The organism is Kitasatospora sp. NPDC086791, assembly GCF_040685975.1.
In the GTDB taxonomy this organism is placed as follows: Bacteria; Actinomycetota; Actinomycetes; order Streptomycetales; family Streptomycetaceae; genus Kitasatospora.
The window spans coordinates 335,063-351,877 of the sequence record NZ_JBFBOC010000003.1; the positions used below are offsets into that span (position 1 = coordinate 335,063).

The 16,815-nt window shown below is 74.7% G+C and carries 14 protein-coding genes; 5 read left to right on the plus strand and 9 right to left on the minus strand.

Translation table 11 applies throughout. From position 1 onward, the window contains the following. Nucleotides 1-79: 79 nt before the first annotated feature. The 6 genes from AB0Q99_RS08495 to AB0Q99_RS08520 all read right to left on the minus strand — a co-directional run bounded on the left by AB0Q99_RS08495 (nucleotide 80) and on the right by AB0Q99_RS08520 (nucleotide 9,352). The gene (locus AB0Q99_RS08495) at nucleotides 80-2,512 is read right to left on the minus strand and encodes a SpoIIE family protein phosphatase (protein ID WP_363569642.1); all 2,433 of its coding nucleotides are present in this window, start codon (nucleotides 2,510-2,512) and stop codon (nucleotides 80-82) included. Nucleotides 2,513-2,928: 416 nt separating this feature from the next. Then, nucleotides 2,929-5,673: a SpoIIE family protein phosphatase gene (locus AB0Q99_RS08500; protein WP_363569541.1), complete on the minus strand. Its 2,745-nt coding sequence runs from the start codon at nucleotides 5,671-5,673 to the stop codon at nucleotides 2,929-2,931. Nucleotides 5,674-5,812: 139 nt separating this feature from the next. Continuing rightward, nucleotides 5,813-6,343: an NUDIX domain-containing protein gene (locus tag AB0Q99_RS08505; RefSeq protein WP_363569542.1), complete on the minus strand. Its 531-nt coding sequence runs from the start codon at nucleotides 6,341-6,343 to the stop codon at nucleotides 5,813-5,815. Between the two features lie 64 nt (nucleotides 6,344-6,407). Continuing rightward, complete coding sequence (locus AB0Q99_RS08510) at nucleotides 6,408-6,617, minus strand: SPOR domain-containing protein (RefSeq protein ID WP_363569543.1); 210 nt, start codon at nucleotides 6,615-6,617, stop codon at nucleotides 6,408-6,410. 218 nt (nucleotides 6,618-6,835) lie between these two features. After that, nucleotides 6,836-8,140, minus strand: a complete 1,305-nt coding sequence (locus tag AB0Q99_RS08515) for a DUF4190 domain-containing protein (RefSeq protein ID WP_363569544.1) — start codon at nucleotides 8,138-8,140, stop codon at nucleotides 6,836-6,838. Between the two features lie 393 nt (nucleotides 8,141-8,533). Then, the gene (locus AB0Q99_RS08520; protein WP_363569545.1) at nucleotides 8,534-9,352 is read right to left on the minus strand and encodes a methyltransferase domain-containing protein; all 819 of its coding nucleotides are present in this window, start codon (nucleotides 9,350-9,352) and stop codon (nucleotides 8,534-8,536) included. A gap of 165 nt (nucleotides 9,353-9,517) precedes the next feature. Between AB0Q99_RS08520 and AB0Q99_RS08525 the strand changes: the two genes are divergently transcribed. Genes AB0Q99_RS08525 through AB0Q99_RS08535 form a run of 3 tightly spaced genes read left to right on the plus strand, consistent with a single transcriptional unit; the run spans nucleotide 9,518 to nucleotide 11,374 of the window. After that, nucleotides 9,518-10,204 carry a RibD family protein gene (locus AB0Q99_RS08525; protein WP_363569546.1) on the plus strand — a complete coding sequence of 229 codons (687 nt, stop codon included), beginning with the start codon at nucleotides 9,518-9,520 and terminating at the stop codon, nucleotides 10,202-10,204. Next, nucleotides 10,201-10,659, plus strand: a complete 459-nt coding sequence (locus tag AB0Q99_RS08530) for a deaminase (protein WP_363569547.1) — start codon at nucleotides 10,201-10,203, stop codon at nucleotides 10,657-10,659. The genes AB0Q99_RS08525 and AB0Q99_RS08530 overlap by 4 nt, the downstream gene beginning before the upstream one ends. Before the next feature lie 55 nt (nucleotides 10,660-10,714). Continuing rightward, complete coding sequence (locus AB0Q99_RS08535) at nucleotides 10,715-11,374, plus strand: HAD-IA family hydrolase (RefSeq protein WP_363569548.1); 660 nt, start codon at nucleotides 10,715-10,717, stop codon at nucleotides 11,372-11,374. Between the two features lie 76 nt (nucleotides 11,375-11,450). On the opposite strand, the gene ychF is transcribed toward AB0Q99_RS08535, so the two are convergent. Beyond that, the gene (gene ychF / locus AB0Q99_RS08540) at nucleotides 11,451-12,524 is read right to left on the minus strand and encodes a redox-regulated ATPase YchF (protein WP_363569549.1); all 1,074 of its coding nucleotides are present in this window, start codon (nucleotides 12,522-12,524) and stop codon (nucleotides 11,451-11,453) included. 416 nt (nucleotides 12,525-12,940) lie between these two features. Between ychF and AB0Q99_RS08545 the strand changes: the two genes are divergently transcribed. Continuing rightward, nucleotides 12,941-13,456, plus strand: a complete 516-nt coding sequence (locus AB0Q99_RS08545; RefSeq protein WP_363569550.1) for a DUF6542 domain-containing protein — start codon at nucleotides 12,941-12,943, stop codon at nucleotides 13,454-13,456. A 33-nt stretch (nucleotides 13,457-13,489) separates the two neighbouring features. On the opposite strand, the gene ppgK is transcribed toward AB0Q99_RS08545, so the two are convergent. Then, nucleotides 13,490-14,236: a polyphosphate--glucose phosphotransferase gene (gene ppgK / locus AB0Q99_RS08550; RefSeq protein ID WP_363569551.1), complete on the minus strand. Its 747-nt coding sequence runs from the start codon at nucleotides 14,234-14,236 to the stop codon at nucleotides 13,490-13,492. 130 nt (nucleotides 14,237-14,366) lie between these two features. Then, nucleotides 14,367-15,341 (minus strand): 4-hydroxy-3-methylbut-2-enyl diphosphate reductase, encoded by a 975-nt coding sequence (locus AB0Q99_RS08555; RefSeq protein WP_363569552.1) that lies wholly within the window; start codon nucleotides 15,339-15,341, stop codon nucleotides 14,367-14,369. Nucleotides 15,342-15,450: 109 nt separating this feature from the next. On the opposite strand from AB0Q99_RS08555, the gene AB0Q99_RS08560 reads away from it, so the two are divergent. Then, the gene (locus AB0Q99_RS08560; RefSeq protein ID WP_363569553.1) at nucleotides 15,451-16,806 is read left to right on the plus strand and encodes an APC family permease; all 1,356 of its coding nucleotides are present in this window, start codon (nucleotides 15,451-15,453) and stop codon (nucleotides 16,804-16,806) included. The last annotated feature ends 9 nt before the right edge of the window (nucleotides 16,807-16,815 follow it).

Below are 16,815 nucleotides of genomic sequence, written 5' to 3' on the forward strand. Positions count from 1 at the left end.
TTTCGGACCAGTCCGGTACGGATCGGCCCCGTTCGGACCGCCCCCTGCGGCCCTGCCGGGCCCGGCCCGGCGCGATCGGCTACAGCGCCAGCTCGAACCAGACGATCTTGCCCTTCGGCGTGCGCCGGCTGCCCCAGCGCTCCGCCAGCAGGCTGACCAGCTGCAGGCCGCGCCCGCCCTCGTCGGTCTCCTGGGCGCGCCGCTGGCGGGGCTGGGCGTAGCCGTCGTCCCAGACCTCGCAGACCAGGCCGCGTTCGCGCAGCAGCCGCAGCCGGATCTCACCGCGTCCGTGCTTGAGCGCGTTGGTGACCAGCTCGCTGACCAGCAGCTCGGTGGTGTCGACCAGCTCGTCCAGCCCGCGGGCCAGCAGCCAGCTGCAGGCCAGCTCGCGGGCCTTGGCGACGGAGGTGGGCTCGGGCGGCAGGAACCAGTTGCCCACGGCGTCCTCGGGGAAGGCGTGCACCTTCGCCATCAGCAGCGCGATGTCGTCCTCGCCGTGGTGCGGGTTGAGCTCGCCGAGCACGTGGTCGCAGAGGTCCTCCAGGGCCTTGCCCTCGACCGAGAGCGCCGCGCGGAAGGCCCGCAGTCCCTCGTCCAGCTGGTGCTTGCGGCTCTCCACCAGGCCGTCGGTGTAGAGGCCGAGCACGGCGCCGTCCGGGAGGTCGAACTCGACCTCCTCGAAGGGTTCGCCGCCGACGCCGAGCGGCAGGCCGGGCGGCACGTCCAGCATCCGGGAGCCCTCACCGGGGCTGAGCAGCACCGGCGGGAGGTGGCCGGCGTTGGCGATCAGGCAGCGGCGGGTGACGGCGTCGTAGACCGCGTAGACGCAGGTGGCCAGGTAGACCTCGCGGGCCTCCTCGTCGGCCGTCGAGGTGAGCCGCCCGTACGGGGTGGGCGGGCCGGCCGGCACGGAGTCGTCGCCGAGGCCGCGGGCGATCTCGTCGAGGGCGGTGAGCACCTCGGCGGGGTCGAGGTCGAGCATGGCCAGGGTGCGGACGGCGGTGCGCAGTTGGCCCATGGCGACGGCGGCGCGCAGGCCGCGGCCCATCACATCGCCGATGACCAGCGCGGTGCGGTTGCCGGGCAGCGGGATGACGTCGAACCAGTCGCCGCCGACCTCGGTGTTGTTGTTGCTGGGCAGGTAGCGGCAGGCGATCTCCAGGCCGCTGGCGGCCGGGTTGCCCGGGGGCAGCAGGCTGCGCTGGAGGATCAGCGCGCGCTCGTGCTCGCGGCGGTAGAGCCGGGCGTTGTCGATGCAGACGGCGGCCCGGGCGACGAGTTCCTCGGCGATCGCGACGTCGCGGGCGTCGAACGGCTCGCTGCCGATGGCGCGGGAGAGCTGGACGAGGCCGAGCACCTGGTCGCGGGCGACCAGCGGGACGATCAGGGTGGAGCGCAGCAGTGGGTCGCGGCCGGGCTCAGGGACGACGCTGCGGCCGGTGCGCAGCGCCCGGGCGTGCGGGGAGCGGCGCGGGTAGCAGAGGGTGCCGCCGGCCTCGGCGATCGGCAGGCCGGTGACCGAGCCGAGCACCGAGGAGGCGCCGCCGATGACGCTGGAGACGGCGACCCGGCGCAGTTCGCCACTGCCGTCGGTGAGCACGGTGTCGCCGAGCCGGCCGGCGCTGGGGACGGTCTCGCCGGAGAGCAGCGCGGTGTAGAGGTCGACGGTGGCGAGGTCGCAGAACGGCGGGACGACGACGTCCAGCAGTTCCTTGGCGGTGGTCTCCAGGTCGAGCGTGGAGCCGATGTGCGCGCTGGCCTCGTTGAGCAGGGCGAGGTTGCGGCGCACGCCGTCGGCCTCGCGCTCGGCCACGTGCCGGCTGGTGACGTCGGAGACCTGCCCGGCCACGCCCATCGGCTGCCCGACGACGCCGTTCAGGCGGTACAGCGAGACGGCCCAGAGCCGGTTGCCCTCGCGGGTCGGGACGGCGCCGTGGAAGCGGAGGTCGAAGACGGGCTCGCCGGTGGCGAGCACCTTGCGCAGGGCCGCGGAGAGCCGGTCGGCCTCGGACGGCGGGAAGAGGTCGTGCGGGGTGAGGCCCTCCAGGTCGGTGGGGACCAGGCCCATGCCGGAGGCGAAGGCGTCGTTGACCCGCTGCAGGCGCAGCCGGTCGTCGAACAGCACGAAGCCGGTGGGGGTCTGCCCGAAGACGGCCTCGGAGGCGGCGAGGTCGGTCTCGATCCGGCGCAGCCGCCCGAGGTCGACGGCCAGACAGGTGGCGCCCGCGGTGGGCAGGGCGCTGTCGGGCATCAGGTAGAGCTCGGCGAGGCCCTCGCCGCCGTCGGCGTCCCGGTAGGGGGTGGTGCCGACCCACTCCTCGCCGGCCAGCGTGCGCTCCAGCCGGGCGCGGCCGCGCTGCCAGAGCTCGCGGGGGACGAAGGTGGTGATCGGGTCGGAGCCGACCGCCTCGACGGCCGGGATGCCGAAGAACTCGGCGGCGCGCTCGCTCCATTGGCTGATCCGCCCGTCCGGGCCGATCGCGAAGGTCGCGACCCGGATGTAGTCGTAGATCGTGCCGGGGTCGCCGGCGCCCCAGGGGCGGGCTTCGGCGACGGGGTGGGCGCCGCGGCTCGCGAGGTCTCCGCCCGGCGGGGCCGCCGGTACTGGCAGGTGCCACGAGCCGGCCTGCCCGGGCACAGCGGCATGACCGCTGCTGCTCGGCGCGTTCCGCGCCGGAGTGCTGTTCAACGGACCGACCCCTCCAACCCGCGACCGTCCGGATGTCGAGAAGACCGAGTATTCATCATCGAGGGGTACGTTCACACGCCCTCAACATCACAACATCAGATCGGGCGAAGGTTTTTGTCCTACCGCCCGCGCAACCACAATGCCACGCTCGCGCCCCCTTCCGGGGCGCGCGCTCCCCCCGGGCTCCCGATGGCATATGCGGCACCGCTCCCTGGCGTTCGTTCCGGTGTTCGATCGAGTCACGACTCGTCGGGCTCATTACCCGGCAGCGCCTGCTCGAACCAGACCACCTTGCCGATGCCCTCGGCCCGGGCACCCCAGTGCAGCGCCAGTCGGCGGACCAGCTCCAGGCCCCGGCCGCCCTCGTCGGCCTCGGCCGCGTGCCGTTCCCGGGGCGGGTCGGGCAGCGGGTCGGAGATCTCCACCAGCAGCGTCTCGCCGAGCGTGAGCCGTACCCCGATGGGGGCGCTGGCGTACCGGACGGCGTTCGTGACCAGCTCGCTGACCAGCAGCTCGACGGTGTCGGTGAGCGCCTCGACGCCCCACTCGGCGAGCGCGGAGCGGACCAGCCGGCGGGCCCGGGAGACGGCGGTGGGCTCGGCCGGCAGGGTCCAGCCGGCCGTCGGGGTGCCGGCCTGGCCGTGCCCCAGCCGGGCCAGCAGCAGGGCGACGTCATCCGGCTCGCGGCCCTGCTCCATGGTGTCGAGGACCGCCTCGCAGGCGGCCTGGATGGAGGCGTACGGCTCCTGGAGGACGGTGATCAGCCGGCCGAGGCCGACGTCCAGGTCCTTGTCCCGGGACTCCACCAGGCCGTCGGTGCACAGCGCGAGGAGGCTGCCCTCGGGGATCTTCAGTTCGACCGATTCGAACGGGACTCCGCCCACGCCCAGCGGGGCGCCGGAGGGCAGGTCGAGGATCCGGCCGGCACCGCCCGGCAGCGGGCCGCCGGTGCGGGTCGGCTCCTCGGTCTCCCGGCCCGGCACCACCAGCACCGGCGGGATGTGCCCGGCCTTGGCGACGGTCAGCCGGGCCGTCGCCGGGTCGAAGACCGCGTAGACGCAGGTGGCGAGCAGCGCCTCGTCCGGGCCCTGGGCGAGGTCGTCGGCCAGTTCGTGGACGTGCCGCAGCAGGACGTCCGGTGGCAGGTCGAGGGCCGCCAGCACCCGGACGGCGGTGCGCAGCCGGCCCATGGTGGCGGCGGCCCGCAGGCCGTGGCCCATCACGTCGCCGACCACCAGCGCGGTGCGGTCGCCGGGCAGCGGGATGACGTCGAACCAGTCGCCGCCGACCTCGGTGCCGCTGCTGCCGGGCACGTACCGGTAGGCGACCTCGACGCCGGTGGGCTGGGGGACCTGCTGCGGGAGCAGGGTGCGCTGGAGGGTGAGCGCGGCGGTGCGCTCGCGGGCGTAGAGGCGGGCGTTGTCCAGTGAGCTGCCGGCCCGGTCGGCGAGCTCGACGGTGAAGGCCAGGTCGTCCCGGTCGAAGCCCTCGCGGTAGCCGGCCCGGCTGACCAGCAGCAGGCCGATCACGATGCCGCGGGCGCGCAGCGGGACGACCAGCATCGAGTGCACACCGAGGTCCCGGCCGGCCTGCATCTTCGGGTCGCCGGGGTAGGTGACGTCGTCCAGCTGGTCGGCGCCGGAGAGCAGTTCGGGCACGCCGGTGCGCAGCACCCGGCCGCAGGCGGAGTCCTCGGCGAAGGTGATCCGGGCGCCGCGGCGCAGCATCACGTCGACCTCGGGGCCGTCCTGGACGGAGGCGGTGCCGAGCTGGAGCAGCGAGGTGCGCCGGTCGTGGCCGTGCCGGGGCAGGTCGTCACCGTGCGCGACGGCCTGGAGCAGGATCACCGCCGAGTGGTCGGTCAGCCGCGGGACCACCGCGCCGGCCAGCTCCTGGGCGATCCGGGAGGCGTCCAGCAGGTCACCGACCCGGGAGCCGAACTCGTTGAGCAGCGAGAGCCGGCGCCGGGCGTGCTCGACCTTGGCGACCGCCCGGTAACGCTCGGTCACGTCCATCACGGTGCCGGAGATGCCGAGCACCCGGCCGGAGCGGTCGGTCATCCGGCTGTAGGAGATCGAGCGGTAGCCGGCCCGGGTGGTGACCGGGGAGGCCAGGGTCACGTCGATGACCGGCTCGCCGGTGGCCAGCACCTGGCGCTGGATGGCGGTGATCTCGTCGGCGGCCCGCTCGGGCAGGGTCTCGCCGGTGGTCCGGCCGACGTGGTCCTCCAGGACGATGCCGTTCATCTCGGCGAGGGTCTGGTTGACGGCGGTGTAGCGCAGGTCGGTGTCCAGGATGGCGATGCCCAGCGGGGACTGCTCGAACAGCGCGTCACGCACCGCGAGATCCCGCTCGACGGCCCGTACCGCGGCCGCCTCCGCCATGCTGACCTGCAGGAACGGGGTGCCGTCGCCGTCCACCAGGAGGGAGATCCGGACCTCCACGGCGACCGGCGCGCCGTCGCGGTCGCGCAGCTCCGCGTAGCCGGCCCAACGGCCGTGCCGCAGGGTGTCCTGGATCGCGGCCCGGATCCGGACGACCTGCTCCTGGTCGGGGATCAGCTCGTCGATCCGGCGGCCGACCAGCAGCTCGTTCGGCCAGCCGAGCAGTTCCTCGGCGGCGGGGCTCCAGAGCACCACCCGGCCCGCGGTGTCGAGGATCGCGATGGCGACCTTGAGCATGTCGAGCAGGCCGCCCTCGGACGGCGCGCCGAGGCTCCTCGGAGCGTCGCCCGGACCGCCGGGGAACGGCCGGCCGGGGCGGCTGCGCAGTCCGGACCGGTCCCCGGGCTCGGGGAGGGCCAGGGTCGGCGCCGGCTCGGCGGGCCGCTCGGCGTCGGGCGCGGTGACGGTGCCGCGGCGGCGGCCGCCCGACGGCTGGGGCGCGGTCGGACGGGCGGCGCGACGCAGTCGGGCGCGGGCGGCGGCGCTGCCTGCGGCTCCTGCCCGCCACTCTCCCCCGCCACCGTTCCCGGTACTCGACACCGACGGGGCCTCCGGCTCTGGTCGGGATCGGCGTCGCCGGCTGGGAGCGGCTCACCGATGGTGACGAATAGTGCCGAAAAGCGACATACCCAGCAGAACCCAGGCTATCCCGGCCGCCGGGTCGTCTTGTCCGATTGACCTACCCGGCGGACTGCGCGTCGCCCGCCGCGCCCGTCCCGGCCTCCGCCCGCGTCCCCGTCCCCGTCTCTGTCCCTGTCCCTGTCCCCGTCCCGGTGAGCAGCCGGGCGACGTACGGCAGCACGTCCCGGTCGTGATCGATCCAGTCGACCGCGTCCAGCTCGTCCGGGCCCAGCCAGCGCAGCGCGTCGTGGTCCTGCAGGGCGCGCGGTTCGCCGGACAGCAGCTCGGCGGCCCAGAAGCGCAGCTCCAGGCCGGGGCGCACGGCCCACGCGCCGGGCAGCCGGGTGAGCGCCCGCGCCCGGACGCCCAGTTCCTCCAGCAACTCGCGCTCCAGCGCCTGCGCCTCGGTCTCGCCGGGCTCGGCCTTCCCGCCGGGGAACTCCCAGCGGCCGGCCACCGCCTCGGGCGCGCTGCGCCGGGCCGCCAGCACCCGGCCGTCGTGGACCAGCGCGCCGCCGACCACGATCCGGGGTTCGGCGGGGCCGTCGGCGGGCCGGTCCGTGGGGTGTGCGGCGTGCGTGACGTCCATGGGCCCGACCCTACGGCCTCGGGCACTTGGGGTGCGCCGTTCCGGCCCTCGGGCGCTGGGGTGCCTATGGCGCTTCGGGCGCCTCCGCTACTTCGGACGGCGCCGACGCTCCGGCGGCTCCGGCGGCTTCGGCGGCTTCGACCCAGTACAGCTGCTTGTGGCCGCGGGCCTCGAACTCGGCGGCCAGCCGCTGCGCCTCGGCGCCGTCCAGGTCCTTGGCGACCAGGAAGCGGTTGCCGTTGTCGTCCTGTCGCATCACCCGATAGGTGCCCATGGCGGGAGGGTATCCGGGGCACCCCGGGCGTCGGGACTCCGGGCGCCCGGCCGGGGCCGCGCCGCCAGGGTCTGCCCGAGCGGGGCCGCGCGGCCGGACGCCGTCGTGCCTCCGGCTCGCGTGGGGGTCGGGCCGGGGGCACACCCGCGAGGCTACGTGCCGTTCGCTACCAGCAGGTACGGACGTCGTTAACGGCGGGTAACCGGCGGCGCGGCGGATCAGACCCGCAGGTCGGGCGCCTGTTCGCCGGTGGACAGGCCCAGCGCGCGCCGGACGTCCACGGTGACCGGCGCCGTCTTGGCCACCAGCGCCCGGGCCCGGCGGATGCCGCCCGCCGGGTCGTCGCCGGAGGCCGCGGCGTCCCAGGCGGCGGCCGCCTGCGACTGGGCCTCGACCAGCTTGGCGATCTTCGGCTGGACGTCGGCCGGCCAGTTCGCCGTCGGCGCGCCCAGCGCGGCGGCCTCGGCCCGGGAGGCGGCGGCCATCCGGCGGGCCCAGTCCCGGTCGTCGGCCCCGGCGTCGGAGGCGCCCTTCTTCGGCGGGTCCAGGTAGACGTCGTCGAAGGCCCGGACCGCGTCCAGGTAGACCAGCTGAGGCGCGGTCAGGCTGTTCCGGTCGGTGTGGACCGTGCCCCGGTGCGCGTCCTCGCGGTCCTCGAAGGCACAGGTGACGTACCGTTCGCCGGCCGCCCAGTTGCTCGCGGTCGGGTAGAGGTAGACGTCGTCCATGCCGTCCGGGACGGCCCACTGGTCGAGCGCGTAGTCGTCCAGCACCTTGCGGCACAGCCGGGCGGCCGACTCGCGGACCTCGCTCTCGCCCGGGTAGGGCCCGTTGCCCGCGGGGATCTTGGCGGTGCCGGCCACCTCGCCGTGGTGCGCGTCGGCGCAGGCCACCCGGCGTACCCAGTACACCGTCTCGTCGCCGCTGCCGTCGGTCACCGATCCCCCCGCGGGGGAGCTGTAGCAGTCGCCCGCCTTGAGGGCGGACCAGCGGACGGAACCCGCCGGAGCCTTCGGGACCTGGGCGAACCGGCCGTCGTGCGCGGCGGTGAAGACCCCCACGACCAGCAGCAGCGGGAGCAGCAGCGTGCCGATCGCACCGAGCACCACGCCGGTCACCGCCATGCCGAAGCCGCGGTCCCTGGTGCGGTTGATCTGGACCAGCGCCACGATGCCGAACACCAGGGCCAGCGGCGCCATCAGGATCAGACCGGTCACCAGGGCGGCGACCGCGAAGCCGTTGGTGGGGGCGGGGCCGACGGGCAACGGGTACGGGTGGCCGGCCTGGAAGCCGGGCGGGAGGGCGGGCTGGAGGTTCGGCTGGAAGCCGGCCTGGGCGGAGGGGGTGACGGAGGCCCAGCCGCCGGCGGGCAGCGGGTGCGGCGGCGGGGGCGGGGCGGCCGACGGCACGGCGGCGGTGGGCGGGGGCGCGGCGGTGAAGTCGGGCGCGGCCCAGGGGTCGGCGGGGGCCGCAGGGACCGACGGCTGCGCGGCGTCCGGGACCGGCGCGGGATCGGTCGACACGGGCTCAGCCGGTGCAGCCGGTGCGGCCGGCACGGGATCGTGTGCGGCAGGCGCGGCCGCGGGTGCGTCGACCTCCTTGCGGAAGTCCACCCGCGGGTCCTGACCCGTCGCCGGAGCGGCCCCGGCCTTGTCGGTGTCCACCCCCGGGTTCGCCCCCGGGTCCGTCCCCGGGTCCGTCCCGGTCCGCGCGGGGGGCTCCGACCCCGGGGCGGGCAGCTCGGACTCAGGCTTGGACACGTGGACTCCCCCAACCCGCCCGAGCGGGCATCGGCTCGGCATTCGGCACTCGGCACCGCGGCTCGGACCCGAACGGGCCCGATGTGAACGGTCGCGCGACTGTACCCGATCTTTTCGAACGCTTGCCCGCCCAGGTCGGCGCCCCCGCCCGACCGCTCAGCCGCGGGCCAGCACCTCGCCGTGCAGCATCGAGAACCAGCCGTCCCCGGCGGCACTCCACTCCCGCCAGCCGGCCGCGATCCGCTCCACCTCCTCCCGCTCCGCGTAGCCCCGCTCGACCACCGTCCGGCCCAGCGCGGTGCCGGTGAGCCGGTCCGCCCACATCCCGCCCCACCGGGCGCGCTGCTCGGGCGTCGCGAACGTCCAGGTGGTGGCGCTCGCGGTGACCTCGGCGAAGCCGGCCGCGCGGGCCCAGGACAGCAGCCGCCGCCCGGCGTCCGGCTCGCCGCCGTTGGCGCGGGCGGTCCGGCGGTACAGCTCCAGCCACCGCTCCAGCTCCGGCAGTTCGGGGAACCAGGTCATCGAGGCGTAGTCGACGTCCCGGGCCGCGACCACGCCGCCGGGGGCCGTCACCCGCCGCATCTCGCGCAGCGCGGCCACCGGGTCGGCCACGTGCTGCAGCACCTGGTGGGCGTGCACGACGTCGAACTCGCCGTCCCGGTAGGGCAGTCGGTGCACGTCGGCGCGCTCGAACACGACGTTGGACAGTCCGCGCCCGGCCACGTACCCGGCGGCCTGCTCCAGCACCTCGGCGGAGGTGTCCACGGCCACCACCCGGCCGTCCGGGCCGACCAGCTCGGCCAGGTCGGCGGTGATCGTGCCCGGCCCGCAGCCGATGTCCAACAGGGCCTGCCCGGGCCGCAGTTCGGGCAGCAGGTAGGCGGCCGAGTCGGCGGCGGTACGGGAGCGGTGCGAGCGCAGCACGGCCTCCTGGTGGCCGTGGGTGTAGACGGCGGAGGGCTGTGGTCCGGACATGGGATGTCCCCCTGGACGTGGTCGGCGTTCCGTTCTCCCGGACGCCCGACGCTACTCCGCATTCCGAATGCCGAGAACAACCGTCTCACATGTCGGCCCTCCGATGTCACGACCGCACCCCGCCGCCGTACCGTGGAGGCCCCCGACAGAACGGTCCCCCCGCCCATGCCCGGCCAGCGCCCCTTCGTCCTGCTGAGCGCCGCCGTGTCGCTCGACGGCCACCTCGACGACGCCTCGCCCGACCGGTTGCTGCTCTCCAACGCCGCGGACTTCGACCGGGTGGACGAGGAGCGCGCCGCCGCCGACGCGATCCTGGTCGGCGGCAACACCCTGCGCGCCGACAACCCGCGCCTGCTGGTCAACGACACCGCCCGCCGGGCCGCCCGTCTGGCGGCCGGCCGACCCGAGTACCCGCTGAAGGTGACCCTCAGCGCGAGCGGCGACCTCGCCGCCGACCTGCGGTTCTGGCACACCGGCGGCGGGAAGCTCGCCTACACCACGGACGCCGGGGCGGCGGTGCTGCGCCCCCGGCTGGACGGACTGGCCGAGGTGGTCCCGCTCGGCGGCGCGGTGGACCTCGGCGCGGTGCTGGACGACCTGGGCGCGCGCGGGGTGCGCCGGCTGATGGTCGAGGGCGGCGGGGGCGTGCACACCCAGTTCCTGGCCCGGGGGCTCGCGGACGAACTGCAGCTGGCCGTCGCCCCGCTGCTGGTCGGTCAGGCCGAGGCGCCCCGGTTCGTCCGCCCGGCCGCCTTCCCGGGCGGCCCGGCCCGGCGGATGCGGCTGCTGGAGGCACGTACCGTGGGCGACGTCGTCCTGCTCAGGTACGCCCCGAAGGAGCCCGCGCCGTGAACCGCCCCGCGACCACCGACCTCGACCACCTGCGCCGGGCCGTCGAGCTCTCCCGCCGCTGCCCGCCGTCCGAAACGGCCTTCTCGGTCGGCGCGGTGATCGTCGGCGCGGACGGCCGGGTGCTGGCGGAGGGGTACAGCCGGGAGGCGGACGACCACGACCACGCCGAGGAGGCGGCCCTGGCCAAGCTCCCGGCCGGCGACCCCCGGCTGCGCGGGGCGACGGTCTACAGCTCGCTGGAGCCCTGCGGGCAGCGCGCCTCGCGGCCGGTGCCGTGCGCCCGGCTGCTCATCGCGGCGGGCGTGCCGCGGGTGGTGGTCGCCTGGCGCGAGCCGGACCTGTTCGTCGCCGACTGCCAGGGCACGGCCCTGCTGGAGGCGGCCGGGGTCGAGGTGGTGGAGCTGCCGGAGCTGGTCGAGGAGGCCCGCGCGGTCAACGCCCACCTGCTGGGCTGATGTTTTGTATCATCAGGGAACAAAAAGCCCGCCGCCCCGCCTCCCGAGGAGCCCCATGCCTGCCCCCATCCGGCTGATCGCCCGCGCCCTCCTGCTGGACATGGACGGCACCCTGGTCAACTCCGACGCCGTGGTCGAACGCTGCTGGAGCCGCTGGGCCGAGCGGAACGGCCTGGACCCGGCCGAGGTGCTCGCCGTCGCCCACGGCCGCCAGGGCCACGCCACCATGGCCGCCCTGCTGCCCGACCGCCCGGTCGAGGTCAACCTCGCCGACAACGCGCGGATGCTCGACGAGGAGCGCGCCGACACCGAGGGCGTCGTCCCGGTCCCCGGCGCCACGGCCTTCCTCGCCGCACTGACCGGCCTCCCGCACGCCCTGGTCACCTCCGCGGACCAGCCGCTCGCCCGGGTGCGGATGGACGCCGCCGGCCTGCCGCTGCCGCCCGTCCTGATCACCGCCGAGTCCGTCGGCGCCAGCAAGCCGGACCCCGAGGGCTTCCTCAAGGGCGCCGCCGCCGTCGGCTTCACCCCCGCCGACTGCCTCGCCTTCGAGGACTCCGGCGCCGGCATCGCGGCCGCCCGGGCAGCCGGCATCCGCGTCGTCGGCATCGGCCCCCGCGCCACCGCCCACCACCCGGACGCCCACGCCGACGACCTCACCACCGTCACCATCACCCCCACCCCCGACGGCCTGCTCACCGTCACCATCGCCTGACCGCCCCCCAGCACACCGGAACCGCCCGGCCCCGTACGGAAACGGGGGCCGGGCGGTTCCGGTCGGTCAGCAGGCGTCAGACGTTGAAGCGGAACTCCACCACGTCGCCGTCCTGCATGACGTACTCCTTGCCCTCGATGCGGGCCTTGCCCTTGGCGCGGGCCTCGGCGATGGAGCCGGTCTCGACCAGGTCGGCGAAGGAGATCACCTCGGCCTTGATGAAGCCCTTCTGGAAGTCGGTGTGGATGACACCGGCGGCCTCGGGAGCGGTGGCGCCCTTCTTGATGGTCCAGGCCCGGGTCTCCTTCGGGCCGGCCGTCAGGTAGGTCTGCAGGCCGAGGGTGGCGAAGCCGACCCGGGCGAGGGTCGCCAGGCCGGGCTCCTCCTGGCCCATCGACTGGAGCAGCTCCAGGGCCTCGGCGTCGTCCAGCTCGATCAGCTCGGACTCGATCTTGGCGTTGAGGAAGATCGCCTCGGCCGGGGCGACCAGCTCGCGCTGGGCGTTCTTGAAGTCCTCGTCGGCCAGCTCGTCCTCGTCCACGTTGAAGACGTAGAGGAAGGGCTTGGCGGTCAGCAGGTGGAGCTCGCGGATCGGGGCGGTGTCGAAGCCGGCCTCGAAGAGGGTCTTGCCGGTCTCCAGGATCGCCTGCGCGGCCTCGGCGGCGGCCAGCACCGGGGCGGTGTCCTTCTTGAGGCGCGCCTCCTTCTGCAGCCGCGGCAGGACCTTCTCGATGGTCTGGAGGTCGGCCAGGATCAGCTCGGTGTGGATGGTCTCGATGTCGTCCTTGGGCGACACCTTGCCGTCCACGTGCACCACGTCCGGGTCGGTGAAGGCGCGCACGACCTGGCAGATCGCGTCCGACTCGCGGATGTTGGCGAGGAACTTGTTGCCCAGTCCCTCGCCCTCGCTGGCGCCGCGCACGATGCCCGCGATGTCGACGAAGTCGACGGTCGCCGGGAGGATGCGCTGCGAGCCGAAGATCTCGGCGAGCTTGGCCAGCCGCTCGTCCGGGACGCCGACCACGCCGACGTTCGGCTCGATGGTGGCGAACGGGTAGTTGGCCGCCAGCACGTCGTTCTTGGTCAGGGCGTTGAACAGGGTCGACTTGCCGACGTTCGGCAGACCGACGATTCCGATCGTGAGCGACATGAAGCGCAGTCCCGGGGGCTTGGAGGAGTTGGGTCGGCACCGTACGGGCCGACCCCCAAGTCTACGGGCAGCGCCCGGACCGCCTCACGCCTCGGTCTCCGCCGCCCGGAACGCCGGGAACGCGGGGAACTCCGGTCGGTTGCCCGGCCGGCCCGTCGGCTCGGCCGAGCAGGTCAGCTCGCCCGAACGACGATCACATGACTACGCCGTCCGGGGACACGGGCCAAGACCTGAACGGTCCATTACACAGTGTGGCGATGATCGGACCGTACGTTGGGCAGGTGGAGCAGAGCATCCGAACCCAGCCGCCAGGGCCCAGACGTCGTCCGCCGAAGGGCGCGACCGCAGCCTCCGTCCCCGGTCCAGGCCGGGCTCCCGAGTCCGCCGGGTCCGCCCCCGCCTCCCGGCTGCGCCCGGTGGCCGACCGGTCCGGTACCGCCCGCCCGCCCGGTACCGGCGGCGCCGCCGGTACCGCCCGCCCGCCCGGGCCACGGCTGCGCCTGCCGCTGCGCGGACGCGGCGACGAACAGCTGTACGGGCGCCGCCGGACCGGTCGGCCGACCCGGCTGACCGCCATCGGCACCGGCGTGCTCGCCGTCCTGGCCACCCTCGCGGTGGCGGGCCTGGACCGGCTGCTCTTCGGCGGCCTGGGCTGGCTGTTCGGCCTCGGCTACCTGGTGGTCTGCTTCCAGCTGGCCGTCCGGGTCCGCTACGCCGACCTGCTGGCCGCGCCGATCAGCGGGCCGATCGCCTTCGCCGCGGCGCTGCTGCTGCTCGCGCCGGTCGGCTCCCCGGGCGTCACCGCCCAGGTGGTCTCGCTGGCGACCGGGCTGGCGCTGCGGGCCGGCTGGCTGTTCTCCGGCACCGGGCTCGCCGCGCTGATCGTGCTCGCCCGCTTCGTCGCCCAGCGCCGGATCCACCGCTCCCGCTGAGAGCGCTCCGCCGCCGGGCGGGGCCGGGCGGGCTCAGACCACCGCCCCGGCCGCCGCCATGGCCGCCCCGACGATGCCCGCGTCGTTGCGCAGCTCCGCCGGCACCACCCGCGCCTCGCGGTCCTTCAGCAGCGGCAGGAACTTCTCGTGCTTGCGGCTCACCCCGCCGCCGATCACGACCAGCTGCGGCGAGAACAGCATCTCCACCAGGTCCAGGTACTCGTCGACCCGCCCGGCCCACTGCTCCCAGCTCAGCCCGTGCCGCTCCTTGGCGGCCGAGGAGGCCCGGCGCTCGGCGTCCTTGCCGCGCAGCTCCAGGTGCCCCAGCTCGGTGTTGGGCACCAGCACGCCGTCCACGAAGAGCGCGCTGCCGATGCCGGTGCCGAAGGTGAGCAGCAGGACGACCCCCGACTGCCCCCGGCCCGCGCCGTGCGTCAGCTCGGCGAGCCCGGCCGCGTCCGCGTCGTTGAGCACGGTCGCGGGCAGGTCCAGCGCCTCGCGGAACAGGCCCTCGGCGTCCAGGCCGATCCAGCCCTTGTCCACATTGGCCGCGGTCCTGGTCCGGCCGCCGACCACCACGCCGGGGAAGGTCAGCCCGACCGGACCCCGGTGGTCGAAGTGGCGGACCACCTCGCGCACGGCGGCGACCACGGCCTCGGGCGCGGACGGCTGCGGGGTGAGCACCTTGTGCCGCTCCTCGGTGAGCACGCCCCGGGCGAGGTCGACCGGTGCGCCCTTGATGCCCGAGCCGCCGATGTCCACGCCGAATACCGCCGTCATCACGTCCGCCCTCCGCCGTGACCGGGACCCGTTCGTCCACAGCCTGTGAACAAAACTACGAGAGCGCGCACGGGCCCGCACAGCAGAGGACCCGGCACCCCGCGAGGGGGTACCGGGTCCTCCGGAGGCGTCAGAGCTTGCCCGCGGCCTCGGCGCGCAGGTCGCGGCGCAGTTCCTTGGGCAGCGAGAAGGTCAGGTGCTCCTCGGCGGTCTTGACCGTCTCGACCGTGTCGTAACCGCGCGCGGCCAGGAACTCCAGCACGCCCTCGACCAGGATCTCCGGGACCGAGGCGCCGCTGGTGAGGCCGACGGTGCCGACGCCCTCCAGCCACTCCTCGCGGATCTCCTCGGCGAAGTCCACCAGGTGGGCGGCCTTGGCGCCGTACTCCAGGCCGACCTCGACCAGGCGGACCGAGTTGGAGGAGTTCTTGGAGCCGACCACGATCAGCAGGTCGGTCTCGGGGGCCATCTGCTTGACCGCGACCTGGCGGTTCTGGGTCGCGTAGCAGATGTCGTCGCTGGGCGGGCTGACCAGCGCCGGGAAGCGGTTCTTCAGCTCGCCGACGGTGGCCATGGTCTCGTCCACCGACAGGGTGGTCTGGGACAGCCAGACGACCCGGGACTCGTCCCGGACCCGCACGTTGGCGACGTCCTCGGCGCCGTCCACCAGGTGGATCCGGTCCGGGGCCTCGCCCATGGTGCCGATGACCTCCTCGTGGCCCTCGTGGCCCACCAGCAGGATGTCGTAGCCCTCGTCGGCGAAGCGGACTGCCTCCTTGTGCACCTTGGTGACCAGCGGGCAGGTGGCGTCGATGGTGGCGAGCCTGCCGGCCCGCGCCTCGTCGTGGACGGACGGGGCGACGCCGTGCGCGGAGAAGACCACGATCGAGCCCTCGGGCACCTCCTCCGTCTCGTCGACGAAGATCGCGCCCTTCTTCTCCAGGGTCTGCACCACGTACTTGTTGTGGACGATCTGCTTGCGGACGTAGATGGGGGCCCCGTACTGCTCCAGGGCCTTCTCCACGGCGATCACGGCGCGGTCGACACCCGCGCAGTAGCCCCGGGGGGCGGCGAGCAGGACACGGCGCGGCGCGGTGTTGGACATGGCTCCATCGTACGGGCGGCGGCGGGCGGCGCCGCCCGCACCGGGGAGCCGCGCCGACGGCGGGCACTTTCCGTACGGACCCGGTCACCGGTGTTCAAATCTGGTGTCTATGAGCGCTGTGAGCGAGCGGTCGGCCCCGAGCGGCCTGCGCCGCAGTCTGGGCGTCCGCGATCTGCTGGTCTACGGACTGCTGTTCATCGCCCCGATGGCCCCGGTCGGCGTGTTCGGCGTGCTGGACGCCAAGAGCCACGGTGCCGTCGCCACGGTGTACCTGGCCGCCACGGTGGCGATGGGCCTCACCGCCTTCTCGTACGCCCAGATGGTGCGCGCGGTGCCGCGGACCGGCTCGGTGTTCGCCTACGCGACGGCCGGACTGGGCGAGGGGGCGGGGTTCATCGCGGGGTGGATGGCGATGCTCGACTACCTGCTGATCCCGGCGGTGGCCTACCTGTTCTCCGGGATCGCGCTGCACTCGCTGGTGCCGGGCGTCTCGCGCTGGCTGTGGACGGCGGTCGCGGTCGTGGTGACCACCGCGCTCAACCTGATCGGGGTGCGGACGGCGGCGGTGGTCGGCTTCGCGGTGCTCGCGATGGAGCTCGCGGTGCTGGCGGTGTTCGTGGCGGCGGCCGTGGTGGCGCTGGTCCAGGACGGCGCCCGGCGCGGCTGGGACACCCCGTTCACCGGCGTCGGCGGCTTCTCGGCGACCGCCGTGATCTCGGCGGTGTCCGTCGCGGTGCTCTCCTACCTGGGCTTCGACGCGATCGCGACCTTCGTGGAGGAGGCGGTCGGCGCCTCGGCGGCGGTCGCCCGGGCGGTGCTCTGGTGCCTGGCGCTGGCCGGCGCGCTGTTCGTCGTGCAGACCTACCTGGCGGCGCTGCTGGAGCCGATGGGTCCGCGGCGGCTGGCGGCCGACCCGGTGGCGCAGGGCTCGGCCTTCTACGACACCGTGGAGATCGGCGTCGGGCACTGGCTGCACGTGCTGGTGGCGGCCGGCAAGGCGATCGGCGCGGCCTTCGCGGCCCTGGCCGGACAGGCGGCGGCCGGGCGGCTGGTCTTCGCGATGGCGCGGGAGGGGCGGCTGCCGCGCCGTCTCGGCTCGGTCGACCCGGGCAGCGCGGTGCCGCGCCGGGCGCTGCTGACGGCCGCGGTGATCACGATGGCGGCGGCGGTCTGGGCGGCGAACCGGGACGACGGGCTGGACCAGCTGACCTCGGTGGTGAACGTGGGCGCGCTGACCGCCTTCGCGCTGCTGCACGCCTCGGTGATCGGCTGGTACACGGTGCGGCACGGCTCCCGGGACCGGCTGCGGCACCTGGTCGCCCCCGCGCTGGGGATCGCGGTGATCGCCGCGGTGGTCTACGCGGCCGCGCCCACCGCGCAGCTGGTCGGGCTGGTCTGGCTGGCGGCCGGTCTGGTGGTGCTCGGCGTGCAGGGTTCCCCGGGATCTGTCGGCGGACGCCGCTAGCCTCGTACG

What these genes read in the sequence shown, in the direction of transcription:
- AB0Q99_RS08505 (WP_363569542.1), bottom strand. Translation starts at nt 6,343, where the DNA reads ATGGACGTCACGCACGCCGCACACCCCACGGACCGGCCCGCCGACGGC.
- AB0Q99_RS08510 (WP_363569543.1), bottom strand. Translation starts at nt 6,617, where the DNA reads ATGGGCACCTATCGGGTGATGCGACAGGACGACAACGGCAACCGCTTC.
- AB0Q99_RS08535 (WP_363569548.1), top strand. Translation starts at nt 10,715, where the DNA reads ATGCCTGCCCCCATCCGGCTGATCGCCCGCGCCCTCCTGCTGGACATG.
- AB0Q99_RS08520 (WP_363569545.1), bottom strand. Translation starts at nt 9,352, where the DNA reads ATGTCCGGACCACAGCCCTCCGCCGTCTACACCCACGGCCACCAGGAG.
- AB0Q99_RS08525 (WP_363569546.1), top strand. Translation starts at nt 9,518, where the DNA reads ATGCCCGGCCAGCGCCCCTTCGTCCTGCTGAGCGCCGCCGTGTCGCTC.
- AB0Q99_RS08555 (WP_363569552.1), bottom strand. Translation starts at nt 15,341, where the DNA reads ATGTCCAACACCGCGCCGCGCCGTGTCCTGCTCGCCGCCCCCCGGGGC.
- AB0Q99_RS08560 (WP_363569553.1), top strand. Translation starts at nt 15,451, where the DNA reads ATGAGCGCTGTGAGCGAGCGGTCGGCCCCGAGCGGCCTGCGCCGCAGT.
- ppgK (WP_363569551.1), bottom strand. Translation starts at nt 14,236, where the DNA reads ATGACGGCGGTATTCGGCGTGGACATCGGCGGCTCGGGCATCAAGGGC.
- ychF (WP_363569549.1), bottom strand. Translation starts at nt 12,524, where the DNA reads ATGTCGCTCACGATCGGAATCGTCGGTCTGCCGAACGTCGGCAAGTCG.